Below are 23,427 nucleotides of genomic sequence, written 5' to 3' on the forward strand. Positions count from 1 at the left end.
TGGACTGGCAATGATCTTAATGCTGGCAGGATGCGGCGCAAACCGGAAAACAATCCGGTTTGGAGCTGCGGGAATCGGCGGAATGTACGATTCCTTTGCCAATGCATATGTCAGTCTTGCAAATAAAGAGGATTTTTCGTATAAACTTGAAACAAGGAATACTGCCGGATCTGCAGCAAATGTCAGACTTCTTTCGGGCAAATATATTGAACTTGGGATTGCCCAGGCAGATCTGGTGGAGGAAGCCTATCATGGAACCGGGGAATTCCGGGACAAAGCATACCAGGGATATAAAGCGGTTGCAGCGCTTTATCCGGAGGCATGTCAGATCGTCGTGCGCACGGATTCAGAGATTGAGACATTGGATGATCTTCTTGGGAAAACGATCAGTATCGGGGCAGAGGAATCCGGGACAGAGCGGAACGCAAACCAGATTCTGCAGGCACAGGGCATCAGCGGAGATATGGTAAAGACTGTCAATTTGGATTACACGGAGGCGGCAGCGAAACTTGCAGATGGAGAGATCGATGCGTTCTTTTGTACAGCGGGAACACAGACTACGGTGATCGGGGAACTGGCAAAGGAATGCGGAATCCGGCTGTTGAGTATTGATGTAAAATGCCGGAACCGGTTAAAGGCGGCATATCCGTTTTATTCCGAATATACGATTCCGGCAGGCACTTATACCGGTCAGACAGAAGAGGTAAAAACACTGTCTGTACAGGCGGTGCTTCTGGCAGGTGACAGTTTATCGGAGAATACGGTAAAAGAGCTGACGGAACTTTTATTTTTACATGGAAAGGATATCCGCTATGCGGCCTCAATCGAATTAAAAGAGGACGAGCAGTCTGCGATTGGAGGTATTACAATCCCGTTTCATAAGGGTGCGGCGGCATATTATGCAGAGTGCGGTATCGAGGTGCCGACAGAGTAAATACCGGATTTGAAAAATAAGATCCGGTTTGGGAATTAGAATCGAAAGGATAAATATGGAAGTTCAGTTGGATATGTATCAGACATTGGCAGCTTCGGTGCTGGTGCTGATGCTGGGTAGTTATCTAAAACAACAGATACATGTACTGGAAAAATTCTGTATTCCGGCGCCGGTCGTCGGGGGACTGCTATTTGCAATCGTCACATGTATCTGTTACAGCAGTGGATTTATGGAGATCTCTTTTGATGATACCTTAAGGGAAGTGTGTATGGTATTCTTTTTTACATCAGTAGGATTTCAGGCAAATCTGAAGGTGTTAAAGAGTGGTGGAAAGTCGCTGGCGATATTTTTAGGGTTGGTCATTCTCCTGATCGTTTTACAGAATCTGCTTGCAATCGGAACATCCCATCTGCTTGGCATTGATGCGCTGATCGGTATGTGTACCGGTTCGATCCCGATGGTGGGCGGACACGGAACTGCGGGCGCGTTTGGCCCGGTTCTGGAGGATCTGAATGTGGAAGGTGCAACGACGATCTGTACCGCGGCGGCAACATTTGGACTGATCGCGGGAAGTCTGGTTGGCGGACCGCTTGGCAGGAAACTGATCGAAAAGAAAAATCTGCTCGATACGGTTGTGCCGGAAGATGACAGTCTTCTGGTGGAAGATGAAAAGAAACATGAGCGTCATACGAATATGTATGCATCTGCAGTGTTTCAGCTGATTCTGGCAATCGGACTGGGCACCGTTTTTTCCTGGCTTCTGACGAAAACAGGAATGACGTTCCCAATCTATATCGGCGCAATGATCGCAGCGGCACTGTTTCGTAATATCGGAGAGTATTCCGGCAAGTTTGTGATCCATATGGGAGAGATCAATGATATTGGTGGTATTTCGCTGTCATTGTTCCTTGGAATGGCAATGATCACGTTAAAACTGTGGCAGCTTGCGTCGCTTGCACTGCCGCTTATCATACTGTTGGCAGTACAGGCAGTTTTGATCTGTGTATTTGCAAGGTTTGTGGTATTTTATGTGATGGGAAAAGATTATGACGCAGCGGTGCTTGCAGCCGGAACCTGTGGATTTGGAATGGGCGCGACACCGAACGCCATGGCAAACATGCAGGTGCTGTGTGAAAAATATGCTCCGTCCGTAAAGGCGTATCTGATCATTCCTCTGATCGGAAGTCTGTTTGCAGATTTTATCAACAGTCTGGTTATTACATTTTTCATCAATATATTATAATAGAAGAAACGGAGTAAGTATGTTTAAATTCAGAAAGAAACGAGAGAAAGGTCACGAATACAATCTGACTTATGATAATCTTGCGGTTCCGGAGATCCATACACATGAACCGGAGGATGCGGCAGATGAAGATGAAAAAAAGCCGGGAATTACTTATGACAGTGTGGCGATCCCGGAGATCCATATCAGAAAACGATAGAAAGGTAATTGAAATATATGGCAGTAAATAAAAATGGAATTGTAGTAATTGGTGCAGTATTTGTGGATATCAAGGGGTTTCCGGAAGATATTTATATCCCGGATGGGAGAAATGCGGGAAGAATCGAATATATCCATGGAGGTGTCAGCCGTAACGTTGTAGAAGATATCGCGAATATCGAACTGCGCCCTACATTTTTGGGAATTGTGGATGATTCGGCACTTGGAAGTGATGTCATTCACAAACTGCAGAATCATAAAGTAAATACAGAATACATGTTAACGATTCCAAATGGAATGGGAACCTGGCTTGCTGTATTTGACCATCGTGGAGATGTTGCCGGTTCAATTTCACAGAGACCGAATCTGATGCCGATTCTTGATGTGTTGGAAGAATCCGGGGATGAGATTTTTGAAAATGCTGATTCTGTCGTGATCGAAGTGGATATGGATAAAGAGATCGTAAAAAAAGTGGTAAGTCTGTGTGAAAAGTTTAAAAAACCGCTTTACGGGGTTGTCAGCAATATGAGTATTGCGGCAGAGAGAAGAGATTTCCTGCGGAAATTTGACTGTTTTATCTGTAACCAGTTAGAGGCAGGGATGTTCTTTTCGGATGATTACAGCGAAAAGACACCGGAAGCACTCGCAGAAATTCTTGCAGGCTGTGTAAAACGTGCCAATATTCCGTCCATGGTTGTGACGATGGGAGGCAAAGGTGCGGTCTATGCAGACCGGGAAGGCACATACGGCATCTGCCCGGCAAAAAAAGTACAGGTAAAAGATACGACAGGAGCAGGCGATGCGTTTTGCGCAGGTGTGGCAAGTGGTCTGACATACGGAAAAACCTTAGAGGAAGCGGTGGAGATTGGAACACGTCTGGCGGCGTCCGTGATCACGTCATCCGAGAATGTCTGTCCGCGTTTCCTTCCGGCGGAACTTGGAATTGACGCATAAACCTGGAAAAATCCGCTATATTAAGAATATAAATGTGAAAAGGACGTGTTTCCGAGAATATCGGACATATCTATTTTAATGCCATCAAATCTATGCTAAACTCATGGGCAGAAAGTCACGGTTTGAATAAGTACCGGAGCATTACGAAAGATGAGGAGCAGAGTGATGGAGATGGAAAGTGTATTTTTAGACAATCTTCCGGACACAGCCAATATGATCTTAAATATTCTGTGGGACAGAAATGAAGAGATGTGTACTGCTGAGTTAACGGAAGCAGTGAATGAAGTGTATAACAGACGCTGGGAAAAAGGTCTGATACAGGAATTTATCAATCTGCTGATCCGGATGGACTATGTGGAGAAGAAAAGGCATGGATTTCGTGTATATTACACTGCATTAGGTTCAGATTATGAATTATAAAAATATTCTGAAAATTTAAAAGAAATCATAAAATAACAAAAAAACAAATGGATAATACTTGACTTTGCTGATTTATAGTGCTATAACATAACCGAAGCAAGAAAATAAAGTAAAAGGATGAAAGATGATATGCAGAAAGGAAGCGTATAGTATGTCAGATAAGAATCCAAAACATCCATTAAAAAAGAAAAAGGCAGCAGCCAAGATCAATATTGCAGATCATGCCGCAGTAGAAGAGGCAAGAGAAGCGCATAAGTCAAAGAAACATGTATATTGATCACAGGTTACAAAGTAGATGAGAGATGCCCGGAGTCGCAAGACCCTGGGTATTTTTTGATTTATGGGAAATTAAAGGTTTCTTTCTTTACAAATTAAAAAAGATATATTACGATAATTCCCGGTAGAAAGGATGAGGTTTATGAAAGAATTACTTTATGGCATTGTGGAACTGCTCGCGAAGATACATAGTTATCTGCTCCGGTTCAATGATGCATACGAATACAATTTCAGTGATAAGGAATTGCATTTTTTAGTCATTGGAATTTTGGGAATGATGTTTATTTTTGTGGTGTATCCTGTTTTTAAATGGCTCGCAAAACACGATCATGTGATGGTGATCGCATGGATTTATGTTTTTACACTGATCATCGTGATCACATTTGCGATTGAGATCGGACAGAAGGTGACGAATACCGGCAATATGGAATTTGCAGATATCGTATTTGGAGTAGTCGGGTTTATCGTGATGTTTTTTATTTTTGCGGTCATCCGGGAGATTTATAAAGGAATCGTAAGTCTGATCCGGGATGTGGCGCATCAGGATCAAAACCGCAGCAAAAAGAGACATCAGAGAGTGTATGACGAATATGAAGAAGATGTCATGGATGAGGATGACGAAGAATAACTACGGAGAGACATCCGTGTGAAGAATAAGATTTTTCACATGCAGGAATGGAGAGTTTTATGCGACAGATTTTAAAAAGAATTGTGGAAACATTGGTTGTGATATTTGGAAACTGCATTTATGCATTTGGAATTGCAATGTTTATTCTGCCAAGCGGGCTGATCACCGGTGGAACGACCGGTATCGCACTGTTTGTCAATGATGTTTTCCACACGCCGGTCACCGTGTTTGTATTTGTATTTAATACCATTATGTTTCTGATCGGATTTTTTGCATTCGGGTGGAAGTTTGCGGCAAATACGATTGTCAGCACATTCAGCTACCCGATTGCACTCGAACTGATCACAAGGCTGCTTGGGGGTTACCGGATTACCGATGACCTGATCTTGTGTACTGTTTTTGGCGGTATTTGTATCGGGGCAGCGATCGGACTTGTCATCCGGATGGGGGCTTCCACGGGCGGCATGGATATTCCGCCGCTGATCTTAAATAAGTATTTTAAGATTCCGGTGTCAAGTTCCATCTATGTATTTGATATGCTGATCTTACTCCTTCAGGTATTTCACAGCACAGGTGAACAGGTACTCTATGGCATTCTGCTTGTGATCGTATACAGCGCAGTGCTGGATAAATGTCTGATGCTTGGAACTACGAAAATGCAGATCAAGGTCGTCAGCAGCCATATTGATGAGATCCGCACAGCGGTATTAAAAGATATTGACCGCGGTGTGACACTGTTAAACAGCGAGACAGGGTTCTTAAGAAATAACACGATGATGCTTCTGACCGTGGTATCCATGCGTGAGCTTGCCAAAACGGAAAAACTGATTCATGAAGTAGACCCGGATGCCTTTGTGGTTATCAATAAAGTCAGTGAAGTGTCGGGAAGAGGTTTTTCGAGCAAGAAGAGATATTTAAAACAGACCGGGGATGTGGAAGGTTAAAGGGAGGATCAGATGACACTGCAGCAGTTAAAATATGCATTGACGATCGCGGACTGCGGATCGATGAATGAGGCGGCAAAGACACTATTTCTTTCCCAGCCGAGTCTCTCAGAGACGATCCGGGAACTTGAAACGGAGATCGGGTTTGATCTGTTTGTGCGTTCTAACCGGGGAATCCTGGTGACACCGGAGGGGGAAGAGTTTTTAGGATATGCAAGACAGGTCACGGAGCAGTTTACACTGCTCACTTCCCGCTATATCGACAAGCAGGTCAAAGAAAAGTTCAGCGTATCCATGCAGCACTATACATTTGCAGTCAAGGCATTTGTGGAGACGGTAAAACAGGCTGGAATGGAACAGTATGAATTTGCAGTCCATGAGACCACCACTTATGATGTACTTGAGAATGTAAAAAATTTCCGGAGTGAGATCGGGGTTTTATATCTGAATGATTTCAATGAGAAAGTCATGAATAAGATCATCAGAGAACACGGATTGGAATTTATTGAACTGTTTTCCTGCGACACCTATGTCTATCTCTGGTCCGGGCATCCGCTGGCAAAACAGGAAGTGATCTCGATGGAAGAACTCGATGCGTATCCATGTCTTTCTTTTGATCAGGGCGAACACCATTCGCTTTATCTGGCGGAGGAAATGAAGAGTACTTATGATTATAAAAGACTCATCAAGGCAAATGACCGTGCCACGCTTCTGAATCTGATGATTGGATTAAATGCCTATACGCTCTGTTCCGGAATTATCTGTGAGGAACTAAACGGCAGTGACTATATGGCAATCCCGTTAAAGGAAACGGAGAAAATGCGCATTGGCTATGTGAAGCGGAAAGGGGCAAAAGTCAGCCATATCGGGGAGATCTATATCGAAGAATTAAAAAAATACAGGGAAAATGTGATGTAATCAGTTATAGGTGAAACCTATAACCAACTCAAGGTTTCCAATATTAACACTTTCTGTAACTACCTGTTATAATAAGGACTATCAAATCAAGACAGAGCAGTAGGAGAAAGGAGAGATCAGATATGCGTACAGAAATTAAGACCTATACAACAGCAGACAAAATGATGATGACAGGATCCATGTGCGGCATGATGTGTATGTGCTGTATGGGACGATTTCGTGTGCGGAAAGATATCTGATTTTATGCGTTGATAGAAAATGTAAAACAGATGTTTCCGCGAGGGAGCATCTGTTTTTTTGCCTTAAAATAAAATTTGTGTTAATATGGAGCGCGGAGTGCAGACAGGTGCTCACATAGGGCAGGAAGAAAGGAGAACATGTATGGCAGCAATTGAGGTCAGACATCTCTATAAAAGGTTTGAACAAAAGGGAGTGACCGTTGAGGCATTAAGTGATATCAATCTGACGGTGGAGCAGGGCGATATCTACGGAATCATCGGTATGTCGGGAGCTGGAAAAAGTACACTGGTACGATGCTTAAATTTCTTAGAGAAACCGACAGAAGGTCAGGTGCTGATCGAGGGTCAGGAATTAGGAGCATTGACAGAGAAGGAATTAAGAGGGCAGCGCAGCGATATTGCGATGATTTTTCAGAATTTTAATCTTCTGATGCAAAAGAGTGTACTTGACAATGTATGTTTCCCGATGCAGATTCAGGGAAAGAAAAAGAAAGAGGCGAGAGAAAGAGCGAGAGAACTGTTAAAAACGGTTGGCCTTTCCGAAAAAGAAAAGGCATATCCGGCACAGCTTTCCGGAGGACAGAGACAGAGAGTTGCGATCGCAAGAGCACTTGCTTCCGATCCGAAGATTTTACTTTGCGATGAGGCGACCAGCGCATTAGATCCACAGACAACCGCTTCGATCCTATCGCTGCTAAAAGAGATCAATGAAAAACTTGGCATCACGATCGTGATCATCACACATCAGATGTCAGTGATCCGTGAGATCTGCAGCCATGTGGCGATCATTGAACATGGTGTGTTAGTGGAAGACGGACTTGTGGAGGATATCTTTTCCCATCCGAAATCCAAAGCTGCAAAGGAACTGATCTTAAGGGATCAGCCGGGGAATAACAATGCACCATTGGCAAATGCAGTTCAGGAGCGCATGCAGGGAGATAAAAAGATCCGAATCGTCTTTTCTGAAAATTCCGCATTTGAGCCGGTCATTGCAAACATGATCTTACAGTTTAAAACACCGGTCAATATTTTAAGGGCAGACACCAAGAATGTCGGCGGTGTAGCCAAGGGAGAAATGATTTTAGGACTTCCGGAGGATAGACATTTACAGGTGGATATTGAGGAATATTTAAAAGAAAAAGGACTCGCAGTTGAGGAGGTGACCGAAGATGTGGAATGAGCAGATTATCATGATGCTGTTAGAGGGCATCAAGGACACACTTTATATGACATTGACATCGACACTGATCGGTTATGTGATCGGACTTCCGATGGGAATTCTTTTAACGGTCACTGACAAAGATGGAATTCATCCGAATACAGCAGTTTACAAGGTATTAGACGTGATCGCAAACCTGATCCGAAGCGTACCGTTTTTGATTTTGCTGATCGTGCTGATTCCGTTTACGAGATTTCTGATCGGAAGAAGCTATGGTCCGACAGCGACGATCGTACCGCTTGTCATAGCAGCGGCACCATATATTGCACGAATGGTGGAGTCTTCCTTAAAGGAAGTGGACGCAGGTGTCATTGAGGCAGCGCGTTCCATGGGAGCATCCAATTTTACCATTGTAACAAAAGTTATGTTAGTGGAAGCGCGTACATCCCTGATCGTAGGGGCAACCATTTCACTTGGAACAATTTTAGGATATTCCGCAATGGCGGGAACCGTCGGCGGCGGTGGACTTGGAGATATCGCAATCCGCTATGGTTATACCAGATGGCAGACCGATATCATGATCGTAACGGTTATTTTACTGGTAATTTTATTCCAGATATTCCAGACGATCGGCATGAAGCTTGCGAGCAATTTAGATCGCAGAAAATAAACGTAAACAATGTTTTTTAACATTTGTATAAACAAGGAGTAAAATCCTGCCCAATGTGTTGGGCATTGCTCCATGCAAGAGGCACATGCTATGCAAGCTATTGAGCATAGCATGCATAGCAGACATTTTGCTCCGCAAAACAAGGAGTAAAATCCTCTGCTCCTGCAAAGGCAGTCGCATTTTGCTCCGCAAAACAAGGAGGATTCATATTATGAAAAAAAGAGTACTTACCACAATCTTAGCAGGCGTTTTAGCAGTATCTGCATTCGCAGGATGCGGCAGCAGCAACACAGCAGGCAATGCAGCTGCAGATAATAACGCAGCAGCAGAAACAAATGATGCAGCAGTTGCAGACACCACTGCAGCAGAAAGTGAAGCAGCCGAGAGCGTAGCTGACACACAGACAACAGAGGGCGGTACGATTACCGTAGCAGCTTCTGCAACACCACATGCAGAGATCTTAGAGGAAGCAAAGAAGATCCTTGCAGATCAGGGATGGGACTTAGAGATCACAATTTTTGATGATTACGTACTTCCAAACGAGGTAGTAGAGAGCGGCGAGTTCGACGCAAACTACTTCCAGCACATTCCTTACTTAGAGAACTTCAACGCAGAGAAAGGTACACACCTTGTCAATGCAGGAGGCATTCACTACGAGCCATTCGGAATTTATCCGGGAACAAAGAAAGATCTCTCTGAGTTAGCAGACGGCGATACGATCGCAGTACCAAACGATACCACAAACGAGGCAAGAGCATTATTACTGTTACAGGATAACGGCATCATCACTTTAAAAGACGGCGCCGGCTTAGAGGCAACTGTCAACGATATCGCTGAGAACCCGCACAACGTAAAGATCGAAGAGCTCGCAGCAGAACAGGTAGCAAGAGTGGCACCGGAAGTTGCATTCGTTGTATTAAACGGTAACTACGCATTACAGGCAGGTTACTCTGTAGCACAGGATTCCTTAGCATACGAGACATCTGATTCTGAGGCAGCAAAAACATATGTAAATGTCATCGCTGTAAAAGAAGGAAACGAGAACAACCCTGGCATCCAGGCACTTGTAAAAGTATTAAAATCTGATGACATCAAGAAATTCATTAACGATACTTATGATGGAGCAGTTATTCCGTTTGAGGACTAATTGAGACAGAAAGTTTTTAGGCTTTATAGATAAGTCGATGGAAAACATAGCAGAATGATAGATACCGGATAAAGAACGCAGAAAGTTTTGGAACTGCGTCTTTATCCGGTATTTTTTTGTGGTAGTGGTTTATAAATTTTTCATAATAAAATGATTGAGATGTGTTTTTTGATGTAGTATATTATAAATATAGTTCTTAATAGTCAAAAATACAATTCAAAAGTAAATCAATATGGTTATCAAATGGACTGTAATGAAAAATAGAAAGACTTATGAAAATACATTAAGTATTATTTTAGATGAACTGGATATTAAGATGGAGGAGGTTAAGGTAGAGCAGGTTATTTTAAATCGTTACGGAAAAAGGGCGATACGTTTGGATGCGTGGGGGAAAACCGTTGATAACAGGCAGATCAATATGGAAATGGAAAATAATATGCATGATGATGTGAAGAAATAACAGGATTACATCTTGAGGATGGTACAACAAAAATTTTCTTAAATATGGCAAGTAAAAATGGTTCCAAAGAGTTGATGAGTTTGTTACAATATATGAAAGATACACGATTAGATAATTCTGAAATTAAGGTAAAGGATGAACGGCTTATAGAGCTTGACAGGATTGTATCAGAGGTAAAAGAATCAGAAGAATGGGAGGCAGTGGAGATGAACATTCTTGAGGTTGGAATCAGTAATGGCGAAATGAAAAAGCTGGTTGGAGTATCTGAAAATACGTAATAATTAAATGAAACAAAAATCTGTCCCGGGCTACAATATGGACACAATCTGTAAGAGCCTGGCTTAGACAAATTCTCCATGCAAAAATAATATAGTTTTTCTAGTACCCAGCACGAAAAATCTGATGTATATTAAAAGTATCATCAGATTTTTTTTCGTAATAGTCAGTGTTTTGATAAAGACAGATCTCACCTTATCATATGTGAAGCAGGAATCAATACATTGAAAAAGTCAGTATAAAGAGAGGCAGTCACATGTTTACAAAAAACAACACCATGAACGAAATTTTAAATACAGAGCCGGTCGGACGTGCAGCCGGCAATCTGTTTCCAACCTGTTTTATGGCACGCGTACCGGTGGAACACAGGGATCATACGATGGCACAGATTGAGAAGGAAGAAACGATGGAGTGGGGAGCACCATTTTTAGCGGATGCCTTTTTAGAATGTGCAAACCTGATCAAAGAAACGGCGGAGACAAAGAAATTTAAGTACATTCCACTGTGGGGAGAAAATGATGATGCATCGGCAGGCGATAAAATGTCACACTGGAAAAACGGGATCCCGGATGCAGATTTAAATACGGAGGAAGGTGTCTGGCTGTTTACCGGTGATCCGGCTGTGGACAACGAGGCATTTGCGCATACTGCTGGCAGTGATTCCATTCCGCCTTATGAATCTGTGGCGGTTTCCAAGGAAAAAAGAAATACATCAGGCTTAAAACCGGCGGTGATCCTCTGTCCGGGCGGCGGCTATGAGATGGTATCCTTCTATAATGAGGGACTTCAGCCTGCACAGCGCATGGAACGCGATGGCGGCTATAAGGCATTTATTTTATGCTACCGGATCCGTCCGAACTACTATCCGCTGCCACAGATGGATCTTGCAAGAGCGGTTATGTATGTGCGGGCACATGCGGCGGAATATCAGGTGGATCCGAACCGGATCGTGATCGTGGGCGCATCCGCAGGCGGTCATCTCTGTGCGAGTGAGGCGCTGCTCCATGAGGAATTAAAGGAAAATGTACTGGAAAACCTTGCAAAATTCCAGAAAGCTGATATGGTAGAACAATATAGAAAAATTTCTGCCAGACCGGACGCAGTAGGATTATTATATCCGGTCATCAGCTTTACTTCAGAATATCACGAGGGAAGTTATATTTATAATACGAATGAGAAACCGGGACTTCGTGAAAAATTATCGGTTGAGTTCCATATCACGTCGGATTATCCGATGACTTATGCCTATGCCAATGCGGACGATGGCTGTGTACCTGCAAGCAATACCATGCGTTTGAATGAAGCACTGGAAAAAGCAGGCGTAAAGCATCTGTGCGAGGTTTATCCGACCGGAGATCATGGAATCGGGCTTGGATATCATACTTCTGCAAAAATGTGGAGTGAAAACATGCTTGCGTTCTTTGATCAAAATTTATAAAACAGGACTTTGAATTAAATTTTTCACGTTTCAGGCTGCGTATCTCCGGCGGAGGATATAAGAGAGGAATATCATATATGTTACAGGATATCAATGAAATTTCAGATGGAAAAATATACGGCGTACATGATATGGTCCGTGTCGGCTGCAGTGACTGCGAGGGCTGTCATAGCTGCTGTGAACAGATGGGAGATACAGTTTTAGTCGATCCGTACGACTGTAAAAGATTAGAGACAGAGCTTGGGATGGGATTTGAACAACTGATGCAGTCCTGTGTAGGACTTCATGTGGAAGAGGGGCTTATCGTGCCGCATTTGAAAATGCAGGAACAGACGGATACCTGTGTATTTTTAAATGAGGTGGGAAGGTGCAGTATCCATGCATACCGTCCGGGCATCTGCAGACTATTTCCTCTGGGAAGAATTTATGAGGAGCAGGGTGTTTCCTATTTTCTACAGAGTGGTGCCTGTGAACGCGGCAAAACGAAAATCAAAGTGGAAAAATGGTTAGATACGCCGCAGTTAAAACGATATCAGCAGTTTTTGGCAGAGTGGCACAGCTTAAAAAAGAATATGCAGGAATATTTAAGCCGGCTGAATACTGAGGATGAAAAGAAAACGGTCTGCATGATGTTTTTACAGATTTTCTTTTTCCGTCCATATGAGAGCGGGCGTGACTTCTATGAGGAATGGGAGGAGCGCAGTATTTTAAAACCACAGCTTGCAATTAGCCAGGAAGTGTTAGAAAATCCGGCACGTCATAAACTGGAAAACAAATCTGATGTTTTTTAAAAAATACAAGTGGATAATTAGTAACGGAAAAGGTTGATATTCTAACAAAAAGTGCTATGATTATATCCGGCTGAAAATTGAAATTTCAGAGAAGCCTCTGAAGAAAAGGATATTTTATGAAGTACTTGAGACAATTTATGATCATTCTGTTGTTTTCATTTCTGGGAGAGCTGTTAAAATATGTGCTCCCGTTTCCGGTACCGGCAAGTATTTATGGGCTGGTTCTCTTATTTATTGCACTGGAAACAAGGATCCTTCCACTTGCAGCAGTCAAAGATGCCGGAAAGTTCATGATCGAAATCATGCCGTTAATGTTTATTCCGGCCGGTGCAGGACTCATTGATGCATGGGATGCACTACGCCCGATCTGTGTGCAGATCGTGATGATCATGGTGGTATCAACGATCGTGGTTATGATCGTGTCCGGTCATGTGACACAATTTGTGATGCGCAGGGGGAAAAGGAAAGGAGAGCAGCAATGAAAGAGTTTTTATGTGATTCCGTATTTTTTGGTGTTGCGATCAGCATTTTGGCATATGAGCTGGGTGTATTTTTGAAGAAAAAATTAAAACTGGCAGTATTCAATCCACTTCTGATCTCGATCGTTGCCGTGATCGTTTTTCTGGTTGCGTTCCATATTCCATATGAGAGTTATAATGAGGGCGCAAAATACTTAAGTTACCTTCTGACTCCGGCAACGGTTTGTTTAGCGATCCCGCTTTATGAGCAGTTCGAACTGCTGAAACAGAATGTTGCGGCGATTTTTGCAGGATTGATTTCCGGTGTTCTGACGAGTGTGATCTGTGTTCTGGTCTTGTCGCTGTTATTCCACTTTGACCATGCACAGTATGTCACGCTTCTCCCGAAGTCGATCACAACGGCGATCGGAATGGGAATCTCGGAGGAACTTGGCGGTTATGTCACAATCACGGTTGCGGTCATCATTATCACCGGTATCATCGGAAATGTGTTAGCGGAAACGATCTGCCGTGTTTTCAAAATTGAAGAGCCGGTGGCAAAGGGAATTGCGATCGGATCATCCTCACATGCACTTGGAACAGCAAAGGCATTGGAACTTGGAGAGATCGAAGGTGCCATGAGCAGCCTTTCCATTGCAGTGGCAGGTATTCTGACGGTAATCGCTGCACCGATATTTGCGACGCTGTTGTAAATATGGGGGTAGCCATGACAGATGTGCAATTTAGCAGTCAAAAACTGAAAACTATATTTGCCACCCGAATCCTGGTAGAAAAATAATGCGAAATGTGAAATCTCAGAAATGGTATTTCACATTTTTTTTTGTATTTCATATCATAATATGAAAAAGTTATGGTTGGAAATAAAGATATGTATTGTCAGAACAAAATTGTGCATACGATACAGGCAGGCGATTCCCTGTATAAATTATCGAGACAGTATCACACGACAGTGACGGAACTGATCCTTGGAAATCCGGGAGTCAATCCATATAATCTCCAGATCGGGATGCAGCTATTTATCTGCCCGGGAGAGGGATATGTGCCGCCGCAGAATCCGGGAGGCGGAAACACGGGCGGAGGAACAGGAAACGCTGGAAGCGGAACAGGAAACACCGGAAGCGGGAATATGAGCGGCGGCACAGGCAGCATGGGCGGAAACATGGGAGGAGGAACAGGAAATGCCGGAGGCAGCAACGAGACCGAATCCGAGCGTGAGGATTCCATCCTCCGTCTCAACGAGGATATGCGCCTTGCATGGTTAAATCATGTTTACTGGACCAGAATGTACCTGATGAGTGCAGTCGCAGACAATGCGGACCAGCAGGCGGTGGAAGAACGGCTGCTTGAGACCGCAGACGAGATCACGGATGTATTTGCAAGGTATCTTCCGATCGCAACGACCAGACAGCTCCGCAATCTTCTGACGGAGCATATTGAAATCGGCGGGCAGATCATTCAGGCGCTGAAAGCAAAAAATATGACTGATTATGATGCGCTGGTGCAGGAGTGGTACCGCAATGCCAATCAGATGGCAGCTCTTTTTGCGAATTACAATCCGTACTTTGAGAGCAGGGAAACAAGAAACATGCTTTTGAATCATCTGGATCTGACCAGGGAGGAGATTGAGCATCAGGTCAATGGGGAATACGAACAGAGCATTGATGTATTCCGCGATGTGGAACAGCAGGCGCTTGCGATGGCAGATTATTTTGCGAGAGGACTGCTGGCAAGATAAAACGTATAGATTGAAGCCTTCTGCTAAATGCAATTCAACTGATCATTCATTCGTTAAAGCAGATAGAACAGCTGCAGAAAAAGCCCCATGCGGTAGAGTACGTTTTCAGACCGCATGGTGGAACAGCAGAAATACACAGGGGTATTCCGGACGATTCGAAAAATGCCAAAAGTAACGGAATCGCAAGATTTGCAATAAAAACAGCAATTAACTTGAATTGCCAGTAAAAAAATGTACATGCTATAATGCAATTATCAAGATTAAGGGGGAAAAAGATATGCCAATGCAGATGGGTTTCCGCTGGTATGGCGAGGGTAATGACAAGATCAGCCTTGCTGATATCAAACAGATTCCAGGTGTGACGAGCATCGTGTGGGCACTGCATCATAAACTGCCGGGAGAAGTGTGGACGGTAGAAGAGATTGCAGAAGTGCAGAAACAGCTTGAGCCATATGGTTTTAATATGGACGTTGTGGAATCTGTTAATGTACATGATGATATCAAGATCGGACTTCCAAGCCGTGACCAGTATATTGAAAACTACATCCAGACAATTAAGAACCTTTCCAAATTCGGTGTCAAGGTTATCTGCTATAATTTTATGCCGATCTTTGACTGGACGCGCACGGATTTATTTCATCCGGTAGGAGATGGTTCGACAGCACTTTATTACGAAGCAGGCAAGATCCATGATGATCCGAAAGAAATGGCAGACTATATTTTAAATAATTTACATGGAATGACATTTCCAGGCTGGGAGCCGGAACGTATGGAGAAACTGGACGAGCTTTTTGCAGCTTACAAGCCTGTGACAAAAGAAGTATTGTGGGAAAACTTAAAATATTTTCTTGAAGCGCTTATGCCGACCTGTAAAGAATGCGATATCAAAATGGCAATCCACATGGATGATCCGCCATGGGATATTTTCGGACTTCCACGTCTTCTGACCTGCGAGGAAAATATTGACCGTTTCTTAAAGATGGTTGACAACCCGTACAACTGTCTGACACTGTGCTCAGGGTCTTTGAATGCCGACCCGGGAAACAATGTGGCAGATATTGTCCGCAAGCATTGTGACCGCATTGCATTTGCGCACATCCGCAATGTAAAACATTTTCCGAATGGAGATTTTTCGGAGGCTTCTCATCGTGACTGTGATGGGGATACCGGAATCCTTGACATTTTAAAAGCATACCATGACTGCGGATTTGAGGGTTATATCCGTCCGGATCATGGACGCCACCTCTGGGGTGAAAAGCCGGGCAATGTTCGTCCGGGGTATGGCTTATACGACCGCGCACTGGGTATTATGTATATGCTCGGCGTGTGGGATATGCTCGATAAGCTGGATGGAAATAAATAAGTATAAAATATGCATAATTAGGGACTGCCGTATGGCAGTCCCTTGTATTATGGAAAAGTCCGTGGCATATGCCGCGGATTTTTGTATGCTTATCTCTGGTTATCAAAAGGGCATTATTTGCCAGTCAAAAAATCTGAAGTTACCTTTTGACACCTGAATCCGCATCAGTAAAAATCATGCGTTTCTTTTTCACGGGTCCGGAAGCTGCGTGGAGAGATGCCATATTCTTTCACAAACGCTTTGTAAAAAACAGAATAATCACAAAAGCCGCACTGTTCGGCAACTTCTTTCAATGGAAAGCCGGAATTGATCAGATTTTTAGATTCGATCAGTCTCCGCTGGGTAACGATTTTGTAAAAGCCGGTGTCAAGCTGCTTTTTAAAAAGCTGGCTTACTGTCGACTGGCTTACCATAAACTGCGCTGAAATAGATGCGAGGCTGAGGTCTTCGGATAAATGCAATTCAATGTAGTTGAGAATCTGGTCTAACAGGCCTGTATTCTCCGGTTTGGGGATGTCTGACTGCGGATGGTCGTTCATACGGTAAAACAGACAGAACAACTGCAGAAAAAGCCCCATGCGGTAGAGCTCGCTTCCAAGACGCATGGTGGAACCCTCGTACAACAGTGCAGCCAGAAGCTGGTCGATCTGGTTTAAGAGTGTTCCTTCCGGGCGGATGACATAGGGGAGCTGCTTTTGTGGTGCATATTGGGAGGAGCCTGTATCCGCAAAGAAGTTCTGCTTACAGGTCTCAAAAAAATCGTTGTTGATCCAGAGTACGGTTCTCTGATAGGGTTCCCGAAGCTGCTCTAAAAATAAAGGGCGGTGGCTGGTGCCGGGGGGAACGAGGATGATATCATTTTTGCGGATCTGGTAACGGGTGTTTCCAATGAGATATTGCAAGTTTCCACTGCGGCAGAAAAGAAGTTCGTAAAACTCGTGGCTGTGGAGGGTTACATAGTCTTTCGTGTAACTGGTATCCTCATGCACATCCAGATAGGGGCTGTCCATTTCCAGTTCCTGGTATCCGATCAATTCCCCACCGGCAGTCAGGATGCCATCGAGCGTGGAAATATACGGAGGCTTCATCGAATCCTTATGTTCCATTAAAAAACGTTTCATTTGGCTATATTTCATAAAAACTCCTGTTCTGATTTGTTATATTTATACAATCCTACAAATATTATAGCACAATAAATGTAAGATATGCAATGTATTTTAGTATAAATGCAATTTAAATTGCAATAAAGCAAATGTATCATAAGGATATCGGTTCTTGTGAAATGTACAGACACAAAACCAATGCGCGCGTACAAATACCAGAAGGAGAAAAATTTATGAATGAAAGAAATGTAAGACCCTTTTCAAAAAGGGATGAGATCGGATATGTGTTTGGAGATATGGCGGGCAGTTTTGTCAATTTATTTGTAGACGCATATTTTTTGACGTTTTGTACTTATGTGCTGGGAATCAGTCCGGCGTGGATGGGTTCCCTGTTCCTTGCAGCGAGACTCTGGGATGCAGTAAATGACCCGATCATGGGTTCTTTTCCGGACCGTTGGATGCTTGGAAAATCAGGAGATAAATTCAAACCGTGGATTAAAATTTTTATGATACCGCTAGCGTTGTCAGGTGTGCTTTGTTTTTCCAAAGTGCCGTTTGAAGGTGTTGCACTTCATGCGTGGGTCGCTTTTGTGTATGTCTTATATGGAATGAGCTATACCGGAACTTCCATGCCGTTTGGTGCGATGGCAAGTGTGGTCAGCACAGATCCGATTGACCGGAGTAAACTCTCAAGGGCAAGAAGTCTTGGCGGAACATTTGTGGGAATTGCAGCGTTATCCTTTGTGCCGGTAGTCTGTTTTGACAGCGAAAGCAACATTATCCCGGAAAGATTTACACTTCTGGCAGTTATTTTTGGAATTTTAAGTGTGGTCTGCTACTGCCTGCTGTTACATTTAACGACAGAGCGTGTGCGTGAGGAAAAGAAACAGAATACAGAAAAGTTCAATTATGGAAATGTGTTGAAAGCAGTCGTAAAAAATAGGCCACTGATCGGTGTCATGGTTGCAACCATTGGAAGTATGCTCTATATCACCGGTTCAAACCAGATTAGAAGTTATGTATTCAAAGAGTACTATGGAAATACCTCTGCAATGACTCTGCTTAGTCTTGCAAGTGTGCCGATCATTATCATCTGTTTCCCGCTTGTGCCAAAACTGGTTGCAAAGTTTGGAAAGAAAACGACATTGATGTTTGGCGTAATCAGCAGTACCGTGCTCAGTGTAATCATTTTTGCCGTAAAAATACCAAACGTTTATGTTTATTCGGTACTGAATGTACTGGCAATGATCGGACAGACCGTATTTACCATGCTGATCTGGGCGCTTGTCACAGACTGTCTGGATTACAGTGAGTGGAAGTTCCATGAGAGAAGTGATGGCTCGATGTATTCCCTTTATACGTTCAGCCGTAAAATCGGTTCCACCATTGCTTCCGCAGGTGTTTCCTTCGGACTCCAGGCGATCGGATATATTTCTGGAAATAATGTGGTGCAGTCAGATGCAACCATAAACAATATCTACATGTTAGTGGCATTGATCCCGGTGCTGACCTGTGTGCTGGAACTCATTGGTATCGGCGCAATCTTTAATCTGGATAAGGAACAGACCAAAGAAATGTATGCGGAATTAAAACAAAGACGTGAATAGTAAAGAGGAGATTAGATTGAAAAAAATTGATATTCATCTTCATCTGACATTACAGCAGTATCCGAAAACAGATACCATGTTCCTTTCCAGTGCGGCACAGATGCTGCCGCACTTAGAGGAACTTGGAATTGAACAGGGAATCGTGTTATCTTCCGGCGAACAGGAAAATGAGCAGATCCTGGTTGCAGCAAATGAGGAGTGTAAACGCATCTGTGAACAGTTCCCCAAGAAGTTCCACTGGATGTGCAATGTGGATGCAAAAAACCAGACAGATGTGTATAAACGGATCTTAGCCTGTAAAGAGAGCGGTGCGGTCGGAATCGGGGAACTGATGGTAAACCAGAGGCTGGATGCTCCATTTTTACAGAGTGTATTTGAGGTGGCAGAAGAATTAAAATTACCTGTTCTTTTTCACATGAGTCCGAAAGAGGGCTTTCAGTATGGGGTTGTGGACGGGCCGGGGCTCCCGCTGCTGGAGGAAAATTTAAAGCGTTATAAAGGATTAAAGTTCATCGGGCACAGTCAGCCATTCTGGCATGAAATTTCAAAAGATGCACCGGCGACCCCAAAGGAACGGATGAAATGGGGAGAGGGAGCTGTATGTCCCGGCGGCAGACTGCCATATCTGTTTGAAACCTATGAAAATTTATATGGAGATCTGTCCGCAAACAGTGGCGGATGTGCAATCATGCGTGACGAAGAATTTGGGCTGGCTTTTCTGGAAAAATATCAGGACCGGTTGCTGTTTGGAACAGATATGGCAAATTGTGAAATGACATTTCCGCTTGGAAACTGGCTGGATGAGCAGGAACACGCAGGAAGACTCAGCCGGAGTGCCTATGAAAAAATCTGCCGTACAAATGCAGAAAAATTATTTCACTTATAAGAAAAAAGAGGGATAGCCGAAAACATACCACATCCCTCAAAAACAGGAGGAAACATATGAGAACAAGAATATTACCTAGAATGTTAAATGATGAGGTGGAAGAATATCTTTCCAGAAATGACATTATCATTGTACCGGTCGGAACGGTAGAGATGCACGGGGGATTTCCACTGGATTCAGAAACCACCATCAGTGAGGCATTTGCACTGGAGATGGCAGAGGCGTGTGACGGGCTGGTATTGACAGGACTTCCGTATTTTTACGCAGGCGCAACGGCAAGCGGCAGGGGAACCGTCCAGGTGAGTGTGCGGGAAGGAATCGACTATTTGATGGCGGTGGCAAACAGCCTGTTGCGCCAGGGATTCAAACGCCAGATCTACATCAGTTTTCACGGCCCGGCACATATGACATGCAGTCCGATGGTGCGGGATTTCTTTGATGAGACCGGAGTGCCGATTTTATATATGGACCTCACCATGCAGATGATGAAAAATGCAAGGGATATTTTTACATCAATGGACAGTTTCCACGCAATTACAGTGGGAGCTTATCAGAAAATGAACCGATTAAGTGACGTGCCGCTCACAACGGAGTATGCGCATAACGAGCCGCAGTCCTGTGCCGGATTTGAGGATATTTTCGGACTGGCATATCAGAGTGCTGCGATCGGTTATTATTTTGGCGAGAAAAAAGACCACATGAGTACACCGGTCATTGCAGATGAAGCAGCGAGGGAAACACTTGCAAAAGAGGGTGTGGAAATCATTGAAAAATTGGTGGAGCGCATGGATATGAACCATATCGTAGAACAGATGAGGGAATTGGAGCATTATAACAGCGAAGTTGCAAAAAAATGCCCATGGGTTCCCTCTAACACTAAAACAGAGCGGTAGATTCTACTGCGGTTTCTGCGCATAAAGTTCCTTATATTCTTTGGGTGAGATGCCATACTCTTTTTTGAATGCACGAAAAAAACTGGTGTAATCTTTGAATCCGTACATCAGGTAGATTTTTGTGATATTTTCATTGCTGAGAATGGCATCCCTGCACATGGATAACCTTTTTTTAGTAATATACTGATGGACGGATATTCCAAAGTTATCCTTAAAAATATGGGAAATATGGTATTTGCTCACAAAAAAAGCTTTGGAGAGGCTGTCTAAGGAGAGATCCTCATCCAGATGGGACTCAATGTATTGCAGGATGCCGTCATACAGACCAGAGGCATCTTTGCGGGCTGCAGGATGTTCTGCCTCATAGACAGCCCGGTTGATGTGGAGCATCAGATCGTTCACGCAGAGCTCGATCTTGGCAGCTTTTCCAAAACGGTCCGCATGGATCTCCTCGATCAGCCGGAAAATCTTTGCGGAAAGCGCATTGAAAGCCACGACATCATAGTGATAAATAAAATGATGGGTATCCTGTGCATGTTCGATCAGATAAACATAGTCTTTGGACAATTCTTTCAGTTTCTGACAGTAATCCTGACTGATCCAGAAAACAAAACGCTGATAGGGAAGTGTTTCCCCCACACTGGACACATGGTGGTGAATACCAGGGGGAATGAAGACCATATCCCCCGGTTTCAGATGATGATGTTCCTTTTCAATGGAGATCGTTACATTTCCCTCCAGAAAAAAATAGAATTCATAGTAATCGTGGGTGTGATCTGTCACGCCATAAAAGTGGTTGTCATTATAATAGTAAATTTCAAAATCTTTGGACAGCATATACTGTCGTTCATTAAAAGGAGACTGTAACTGTCTGCGCATGGTAAAATCCTCTGAAATATTTCAAATATAAGGAAAAAGTGACGATCTGATAAAAAAAATTTATCACAGAATCGCAATTTTTGCAATGTGAACAACAAGCAACTCTATTGGATGTCTTAAGGGGATTCACTTATAATAAACATATCAAAAAACGTTGAACAATGGAGAAAGGAAAAGCTATGGAATTAAGTACACTTGGTTTAAAAGACAGGGCACAGTGGGAAGCAAAGGGATATCAGCTTCCGCAGTTTGACCGTGCAGCAGTAACAGAGGCAACCAGAGAAAATCCGTGCTGGATTCACTTTGGTGCAGGAAATATTTTCCGTGCATTTCAGGCAAATGTAATGCAGAATATCTTAAACAGAGGGGAAATGGAAACAGGCCTGATCGTAGCGGAAGGTTTTGATTATGAGATCATTGAAAAAATGAACCGTCCGCATGATGATTATTCCATTCTTGTCACATTAAAGGCAGATGGAAGCGTCGAAAAAACAGTTGTCGGTTCTGTTGTGGAGTCCTGTATCCTCGATTCGGAAAATGAGGGCGAGTATGGCAGATTAAAAGAGATTTTCTGCAAACAGTCCTTGCAGATGGTATCCTTTACCATCACAGAAAAGGGATACAGTCTGGCAAACGGAAAAGGAGAACTGCTTCCGGCAGTCGCTGCCGATTTTGCAGCCGGCCCGGAGAAACCTGCAAGCTATATCGGAAAAGTTGCATCTCTTTTATACACACGTTTTAAAAACGGACAGCTTCCGATCGCCATGGTATCCATGGACAACTGCTCCTATAACGGGGATAAATTATATGCGGCAATCCATACATTTGCCGAAAAATGGGCAGAAAACGGTCTTGCAGAGAAAGATTTTGTAAACTATATCAATGACAGGGAAAAGGTTTCGTTCCCATGGTCTATGATCGATAAGATCACGCCGAGACCGGATGCTTCCGTGGAAGAGATCTTAAAGAAAGATGAGATCGATGGGCTTGATCCGGTCGTTACATCCAAAAACACCTATGTAGCTCCATTTGTGAATGCAGAGGAATGTGAATATTTAGTGATCGAGGACTGGTTCCCGAACGGACGCCCGGAGCTGGAAAAGGGCGGCATCATGTTTACCGACCGCGCAACCGTTGACAAGGTGGAAAAAATGAAAGTCTGCACCTGCTTGAATCCGCTTCACACGGCTCTTGCAGTGTTTGGCTGTCTGCTTGGCTACACAAAGATCTCCGATGAAATGAAAGATGCAGAACTTCGGAAAATGGTGGAGAGAATCGGATATACCGAGGGACTTCCGGTCGTTGTAGATCCGGGTATCCTTGATCCGAAAGAGTTTATTGATACCGTGTTAAATGTCCGCATACCAAATCCGTTTATGCCGGATACACCACAGCGTATTGCCACAGATACTTCACAGAAACTTGCGATCCGCTTTGGAGAAACTGTGAAAAATTATCTTGCATCAAAAGATAAGGATATCAAAAACTTAAAACTCATTCCACTGGTATTTGCGGGATGGCTTCGGTATCTCATGGCAGTTGATGATAATGGCGAAAAATTTGAGTTAAGCCCGGACCCACTGCTTGAGACGGTCTGCCCGGTCGTTGCCGGTATCAAATTTGGTGATACAGATGTGGAAGAAATGATCCGGCCATTGCTGACAAACAGAGCAATCTTTGGCGTGGATCTTTATGAGGCCGGTCTTGCCGGACTGACGGTGCAGTATTTTAAAGAACTGATTGCCGGGGCGGGCGCAGTGCGTGCTACTTTAAAGAAGTATGTATAG

At 43.6% G+C, this 23,427-nt stretch carries 26 protein-coding genes; 24 read left to right on the forward strand and 2 right to left on the reverse strand.

Annotation, left to right across the window (positions count from 1 at the left end; all coding sequences use genetic code 11):
• The first annotated feature begins 10 nt into the window (after positions 1-10).
• From RIL182_RS03550 to uxuA, 20 genes are all read left to right on the forward strand, one after another.
• Positions 11-934, forward strand: coding sequence for a TAXI family TRAP transporter solute-binding subunit (locus tag RIL182_RS03550; RefSeq protein ID WP_006856781.1), 924 nt, complete (start codon positions 11-13; stop codon positions 932-934).
• Between the two features lie 55 nt (positions 935-989).
• Positions 990-2,177 (forward strand): sodium/glutamate symporter, encoded by a 1,188-nt coding sequence (gene gltS, locus RIL182_RS03555; RefSeq protein ID WP_006856727.1) that lies wholly within the window; start codon positions 990-992, stop codon positions 2,175-2,177.
• A 19-nt stretch (positions 2,178-2,196) separates the two neighbouring features.
• Positions 2,197-2,376, forward strand: a complete 180-nt coding sequence (locus tag RIL182_RS03560; RefSeq protein ID WP_006856726.1) for a hypothetical protein — start codon at positions 2,197-2,199, stop codon at positions 2,374-2,376.
• 17 nt (positions 2,377-2,393) lie between these two features.
• Positions 2,394-3,329: a PfkB family carbohydrate kinase gene (locus RIL182_RS03565; protein WP_006856725.1), complete on the forward strand. Its 936-nt coding sequence runs from the start codon at positions 2,394-2,396 to the stop codon at positions 3,327-3,329.
• Between the two features lie 165 nt (positions 3,330-3,494).
• Positions 3,495-3,749 carry an ArsR family transcriptional regulator gene (locus tag RIL182_RS03570; RefSeq protein WP_006856780.1) on the forward strand — a complete coding sequence of 85 codons (255 nt, stop codon included), beginning with the start codon at positions 3,495-3,497 and terminating at the stop codon, positions 3,747-3,749.
• Positions 3,750-3,900: 151 nt separating this feature from the next.
• Positions 3,901-4,026: a hypothetical protein gene (locus RIL182_RS21920; RefSeq protein WP_015521954.1), complete on the forward strand. Its 126-nt coding sequence runs from the start codon at positions 3,901-3,903 to the stop codon at positions 4,024-4,026.
• A 141-nt stretch (positions 4,027-4,167) separates the two neighbouring features.
• Entirely contained in the window at positions 4,168-4,653 is a 486-nt protein-coding gene (locus tag RIL182_RS03575) for a hypothetical protein (protein WP_015521955.1), read from the forward strand.
• Between the two features lie 47 nt (positions 4,654-4,700).
• Entirely contained in the window at positions 4,701-5,597 is an 897-nt protein-coding gene (locus tag RIL182_RS03580; RefSeq protein WP_006856777.1) for a YitT family protein, read from the forward strand.
• A 12-nt stretch (positions 5,598-5,609) separates the two neighbouring features.
• Positions 5,610-6,515: a LysR family transcriptional regulator gene (locus RIL182_RS03585; protein ID WP_006856724.1), complete on the forward strand. Its 906-nt coding sequence runs from the start codon at positions 5,610-5,612 to the stop codon at positions 6,513-6,515.
• A gap of 381 nt (positions 6,516-6,896) precedes the next feature.
• Complete coding sequence (locus tag RIL182_RS03590; protein WP_044998882.1) at positions 6,897-7,934, forward strand: methionine ABC transporter ATP-binding protein; 1,038 nt, start codon at positions 6,897-6,899, stop codon at positions 7,932-7,934.
• A complete protein-coding gene (locus tag RIL182_RS03595) occupies positions 7,924-8,583 on the forward strand; it encodes a methionine ABC transporter permease (RefSeq protein WP_006856723.1) in 660 nt (219 codons plus the stop codon). The genes RIL182_RS03590 and RIL182_RS03595 overlap by 11 nt, the downstream gene beginning before the upstream one ends.
• A 211-nt stretch (positions 8,584-8,794) precedes the next feature.
• Positions 8,795-9,730 carry a MetQ/NlpA family ABC transporter substrate-binding protein gene (locus RIL182_RS03600; RefSeq protein WP_006856722.1) on the forward strand — a complete coding sequence of 312 codons (936 nt, stop codon included), beginning with the start codon at positions 8,795-8,797 and terminating at the stop codon, positions 9,728-9,730.
• Between the two features lie 253 nt (positions 9,731-9,983).
• A complete protein-coding gene (locus RIL182_RS03605) occupies positions 9,984-10,190 on the forward strand; it encodes an exotoxin (RefSeq protein WP_242655537.1) in 207 nt (68 codons plus the stop codon).
• A gap of 44 nt (positions 10,191-10,234) precedes the next feature.
• Positions 10,235-10,468: a hypothetical protein gene (locus tag RIL182_RS03610; RefSeq protein WP_006856720.1), complete on the forward strand. Its 234-nt coding sequence runs from the start codon at positions 10,235-10,237 to the stop codon at positions 10,466-10,468.
• 275 nt (positions 10,469-10,743) lie between these two features.
• Complete coding sequence (locus RIL182_RS03615) at positions 10,744-11,904, forward strand: alpha/beta hydrolase (RefSeq protein ID WP_243128726.1); 1,161 nt, start codon at positions 10,744-10,746, stop codon at positions 11,902-11,904.
• Positions 11,905-11,981: 77 nt separating this feature from the next.
• Positions 11,982-12,695, forward strand: a complete 714-nt coding sequence (locus RIL182_RS03620) for a YkgJ family cysteine cluster protein (RefSeq protein ID WP_006856718.1) — start codon at positions 11,982-11,984, stop codon at positions 12,693-12,695.
• 116 nt (positions 12,696-12,811) lie between these two features.
• Positions 12,812-13,177, forward strand: coding sequence for a CidA/LrgA family protein (locus RIL182_RS03625; RefSeq protein WP_006856774.1), 366 nt, complete (start codon positions 12,812-12,814; stop codon positions 13,175-13,177).
• Complete coding sequence (locus RIL182_RS03630) at positions 13,174-13,866, forward strand: LrgB family protein (protein ID WP_006856717.1); 693 nt, start codon at positions 13,174-13,176, stop codon at positions 13,864-13,866. The genes RIL182_RS03625 and RIL182_RS03630 overlap by 4 nt, the downstream gene beginning before the upstream one ends.
• Before the next feature lie 158 nt (positions 13,867-14,024).
• Complete coding sequence (locus tag RIL182_RS03635; protein WP_006856716.1) at positions 14,025-14,909, forward strand: LysM peptidoglycan-binding domain-containing protein; 885 nt, start codon at positions 14,025-14,027, stop codon at positions 14,907-14,909.
• Positions 14,910-15,192: 283 nt separating this feature from the next.
• A complete protein-coding gene (gene uxuA / locus RIL182_RS03640) occupies positions 15,193-16,272 on the forward strand; it encodes a mannonate dehydratase (RefSeq protein WP_334290629.1) in 1,080 nt (359 codons plus the stop codon).
• Between the two features lie 164 nt (positions 16,273-16,436).
• Here uxuA and RIL182_RS03645 read toward each other — a convergent pair whose 3' ends face one another.
• Positions 16,437-17,408: an AraC family transcriptional regulator gene (locus RIL182_RS03645; RefSeq protein WP_006856770.1), complete on the reverse strand. Its 972-nt coding sequence runs from the start codon at positions 17,406-17,408 to the stop codon at positions 16,437-16,439.
• Between the two features lie 200 nt (positions 17,409-17,608).
• On the opposite strand from RIL182_RS03645, the gene RIL182_RS03650 reads away from it, so the two are divergent.
• The 3 genes from RIL182_RS03650 to RIL182_RS03660 are packed head-to-tail and all read left to right on the forward strand — an operon-like array spanning position 17,609 to position 20,761.
• Complete coding sequence (locus RIL182_RS03650; RefSeq protein ID WP_015559526.1) at positions 17,609-18,982, forward strand: MFS transporter; 1,374 nt, start codon at positions 17,609-17,611, stop codon at positions 18,980-18,982.
• A 16-nt stretch (positions 18,983-18,998) separates the two neighbouring features.
• A complete protein-coding gene (locus tag RIL182_RS03655) occupies positions 18,999-19,868 on the forward strand; it encodes an amidohydrolase family protein (protein ID WP_022112684.1) in 870 nt (289 codons plus the stop codon).
• A 56-nt stretch (positions 19,869-19,924) separates the two neighbouring features.
• Positions 19,925-20,761 (forward strand): creatininase family protein, encoded by an 837-nt coding sequence (locus RIL182_RS03660; RefSeq protein WP_044998877.1) that lies wholly within the window; start codon positions 19,925-19,927, stop codon positions 20,759-20,761.
• 3 nt (positions 20,762-20,764) lie between these two features.
• Here RIL182_RS03660 and RIL182_RS03665 read toward each other — a convergent pair whose 3' ends face one another.
• Complete coding sequence (locus RIL182_RS03665) at positions 20,765-21,640, reverse strand: helix-turn-helix transcriptional regulator (protein WP_006856715.1); 876 nt, start codon at positions 21,638-21,640, stop codon at positions 20,765-20,767.
• A gap of 179 nt (positions 21,641-21,819) precedes the next feature.
• On the opposite strand from RIL182_RS03665, the gene RIL182_RS03670 reads away from it, so the two are divergent.
• Positions 21,820-23,427, forward strand: a complete 1,608-nt coding sequence (locus tag RIL182_RS03670; protein WP_134523037.1) for a mannitol dehydrogenase family protein — start codon at positions 21,820-21,822, stop codon at positions 23,425-23,427.

Origin of the sequence: Roseburia intestinalis L1-82, assembly GCF_900537995.1 — a bacterium.
GTDB lineage: Bacteria > Bacillota > Clostridia > Lachnospirales > Lachnospiraceae > Roseburia > Roseburia intestinalis.

Excerpts from the sequence above, each read along its gene's own strand:
- RIL182_RS03625 (WP_006856774.1), top strand. The coding sequence starts at position 12,812 with ATGAAGTACTTGAGACAATTTATGATCATTCTGTTGTTTTCATTTCTG.
- RIL182_RS03650 (WP_015559526.1), top strand. The coding sequence starts at position 17,609 with ATGAATGAAAGAAATGTAAGACCCTTTTCAAAAAGGGATGAGATCGGA.
- RIL182_RS03595 (WP_006856723.1), top strand. The coding sequence starts at position 7,924 with ATGTGGAATGAGCAGATTATCATGATGCTGTTAGAGGGCATCAAGGAC.
- uxuA (WP_334290629.1), top strand. The coding sequence starts at position 15,193 with ATGCAGATGGGTTTCCGCTGGTATGGCGAGGGTAATGACAAGATCAGC.
- RIL182_RS03630 (WP_006856717.1), top strand. The coding sequence starts at position 13,174 with ATGAAAGAGTTTTTATGTGATTCCGTATTTTTTGGTGTTGCGATCAGC.
- RIL182_RS03665 (WP_006856715.1), bottom strand. The coding sequence starts at position 21,640 with ATGCGCAGACAGTTACAGTCTCCTTTTAATGAACGACAGTATATGCTG.
- RIL182_RS03550 (WP_006856781.1), top strand. The coding sequence starts at position 11 with ATGATCTTAATGCTGGCAGGATGCGGCGCAAACCGGAAAACAATCCGG.
- RIL182_RS21920 (WP_015521954.1), top strand. The coding sequence starts at position 3,901 with ATGTCAGATAAGAATCCAAAACATCCATTAAAAAAGAAAAAGGCAGCA.
- RIL182_RS03660 (WP_044998877.1), top strand. The coding sequence starts at position 19,925 with ATGAGAACAAGAATATTACCTAGAATGTTAAATGATGAGGTGGAAGAA.
- RIL182_RS03560 (WP_006856726.1), top strand. The coding sequence starts at position 2,197 with ATGTTTAAATTCAGAAAGAAACGAGAGAAAGGTCACGAATACAATCTG.
- RIL182_RS03575 (WP_015521955.1), top strand. The coding sequence starts at position 4,168 with ATGAAAGAATTACTTTATGGCATTGTGGAACTGCTCGCGAAGATACAT.
- RIL182_RS03615 (WP_243128726.1), top strand. The coding sequence starts at position 10,744 with ATGAACGAAATTTTAAATACAGAGCCGGTCGGACGTGCAGCCGGCAAT.
- RIL182_RS03590 (WP_044998882.1), top strand. The coding sequence starts at position 6,897 with ATGGCAGCAATTGAGGTCAGACATCTCTATAAAAGGTTTGAACAAAAG.
- RIL182_RS03570 (WP_006856780.1), top strand. The coding sequence starts at position 3,495 with ATGGAGATGGAAAGTGTATTTTTAGACAATCTTCCGGACACAGCCAAT.
- gltS (WP_006856727.1), top strand. The coding sequence starts at position 990 with ATGGAAGTTCAGTTGGATATGTATCAGACATTGGCAGCTTCGGTGCTG.
- RIL182_RS03600 (WP_006856722.1), top strand. The coding sequence starts at position 8,795 with ATGAAAAAAAGAGTACTTACCACAATCTTAGCAGGCGTTTTAGCAGTA.
- RIL182_RS03605 (WP_242655537.1), top strand. The coding sequence starts at position 9,984 with ATGAAAAATAGAAAGACTTATGAAAATACATTAAGTATTATTTTAGAT.
- RIL182_RS03620 (WP_006856718.1), top strand. The coding sequence starts at position 11,982 with ATGTTACAGGATATCAATGAAATTTCAGATGGAAAAATATACGGCGTA.
- RIL182_RS03565 (WP_006856725.1), top strand. The coding sequence starts at position 2,394 with ATGGCAGTAAATAAAAATGGAATTGTAGTAATTGGTGCAGTATTTGTG.
- RIL182_RS03610 (WP_006856720.1), top strand. The coding sequence starts at position 10,235 with ATGGCAAGTAAAAATGGTTCCAAAGAGTTGATGAGTTTGTTACAATAT.
- RIL182_RS03635 (WP_006856716.1), top strand. The coding sequence starts at position 14,025 with ATGGTTGGAAATAAAGATATGTATTGTCAGAACAAAATTGTGCATACG.
- RIL182_RS03670 (WP_134523037.1), top strand. The coding sequence starts at position 21,820 with ATGGAATTAAGTACACTTGGTTTAAAAGACAGGGCACAGTGGGAAGCA.
- RIL182_RS03645 (WP_006856770.1), bottom strand. The coding sequence starts at position 17,408 with ATGAAATATAGCCAAATGAAACGTTTTTTAATGGAACATAAGGATTCG.
- RIL182_RS03580 (WP_006856777.1), top strand. The coding sequence starts at position 4,701 with ATGGAGAGTTTTATGCGACAGATTTTAAAAAGAATTGTGGAAACATTG.
- RIL182_RS03585 (WP_006856724.1), top strand. The coding sequence starts at position 5,610 with ATGACACTGCAGCAGTTAAAATATGCATTGACGATCGCGGACTGCGGA.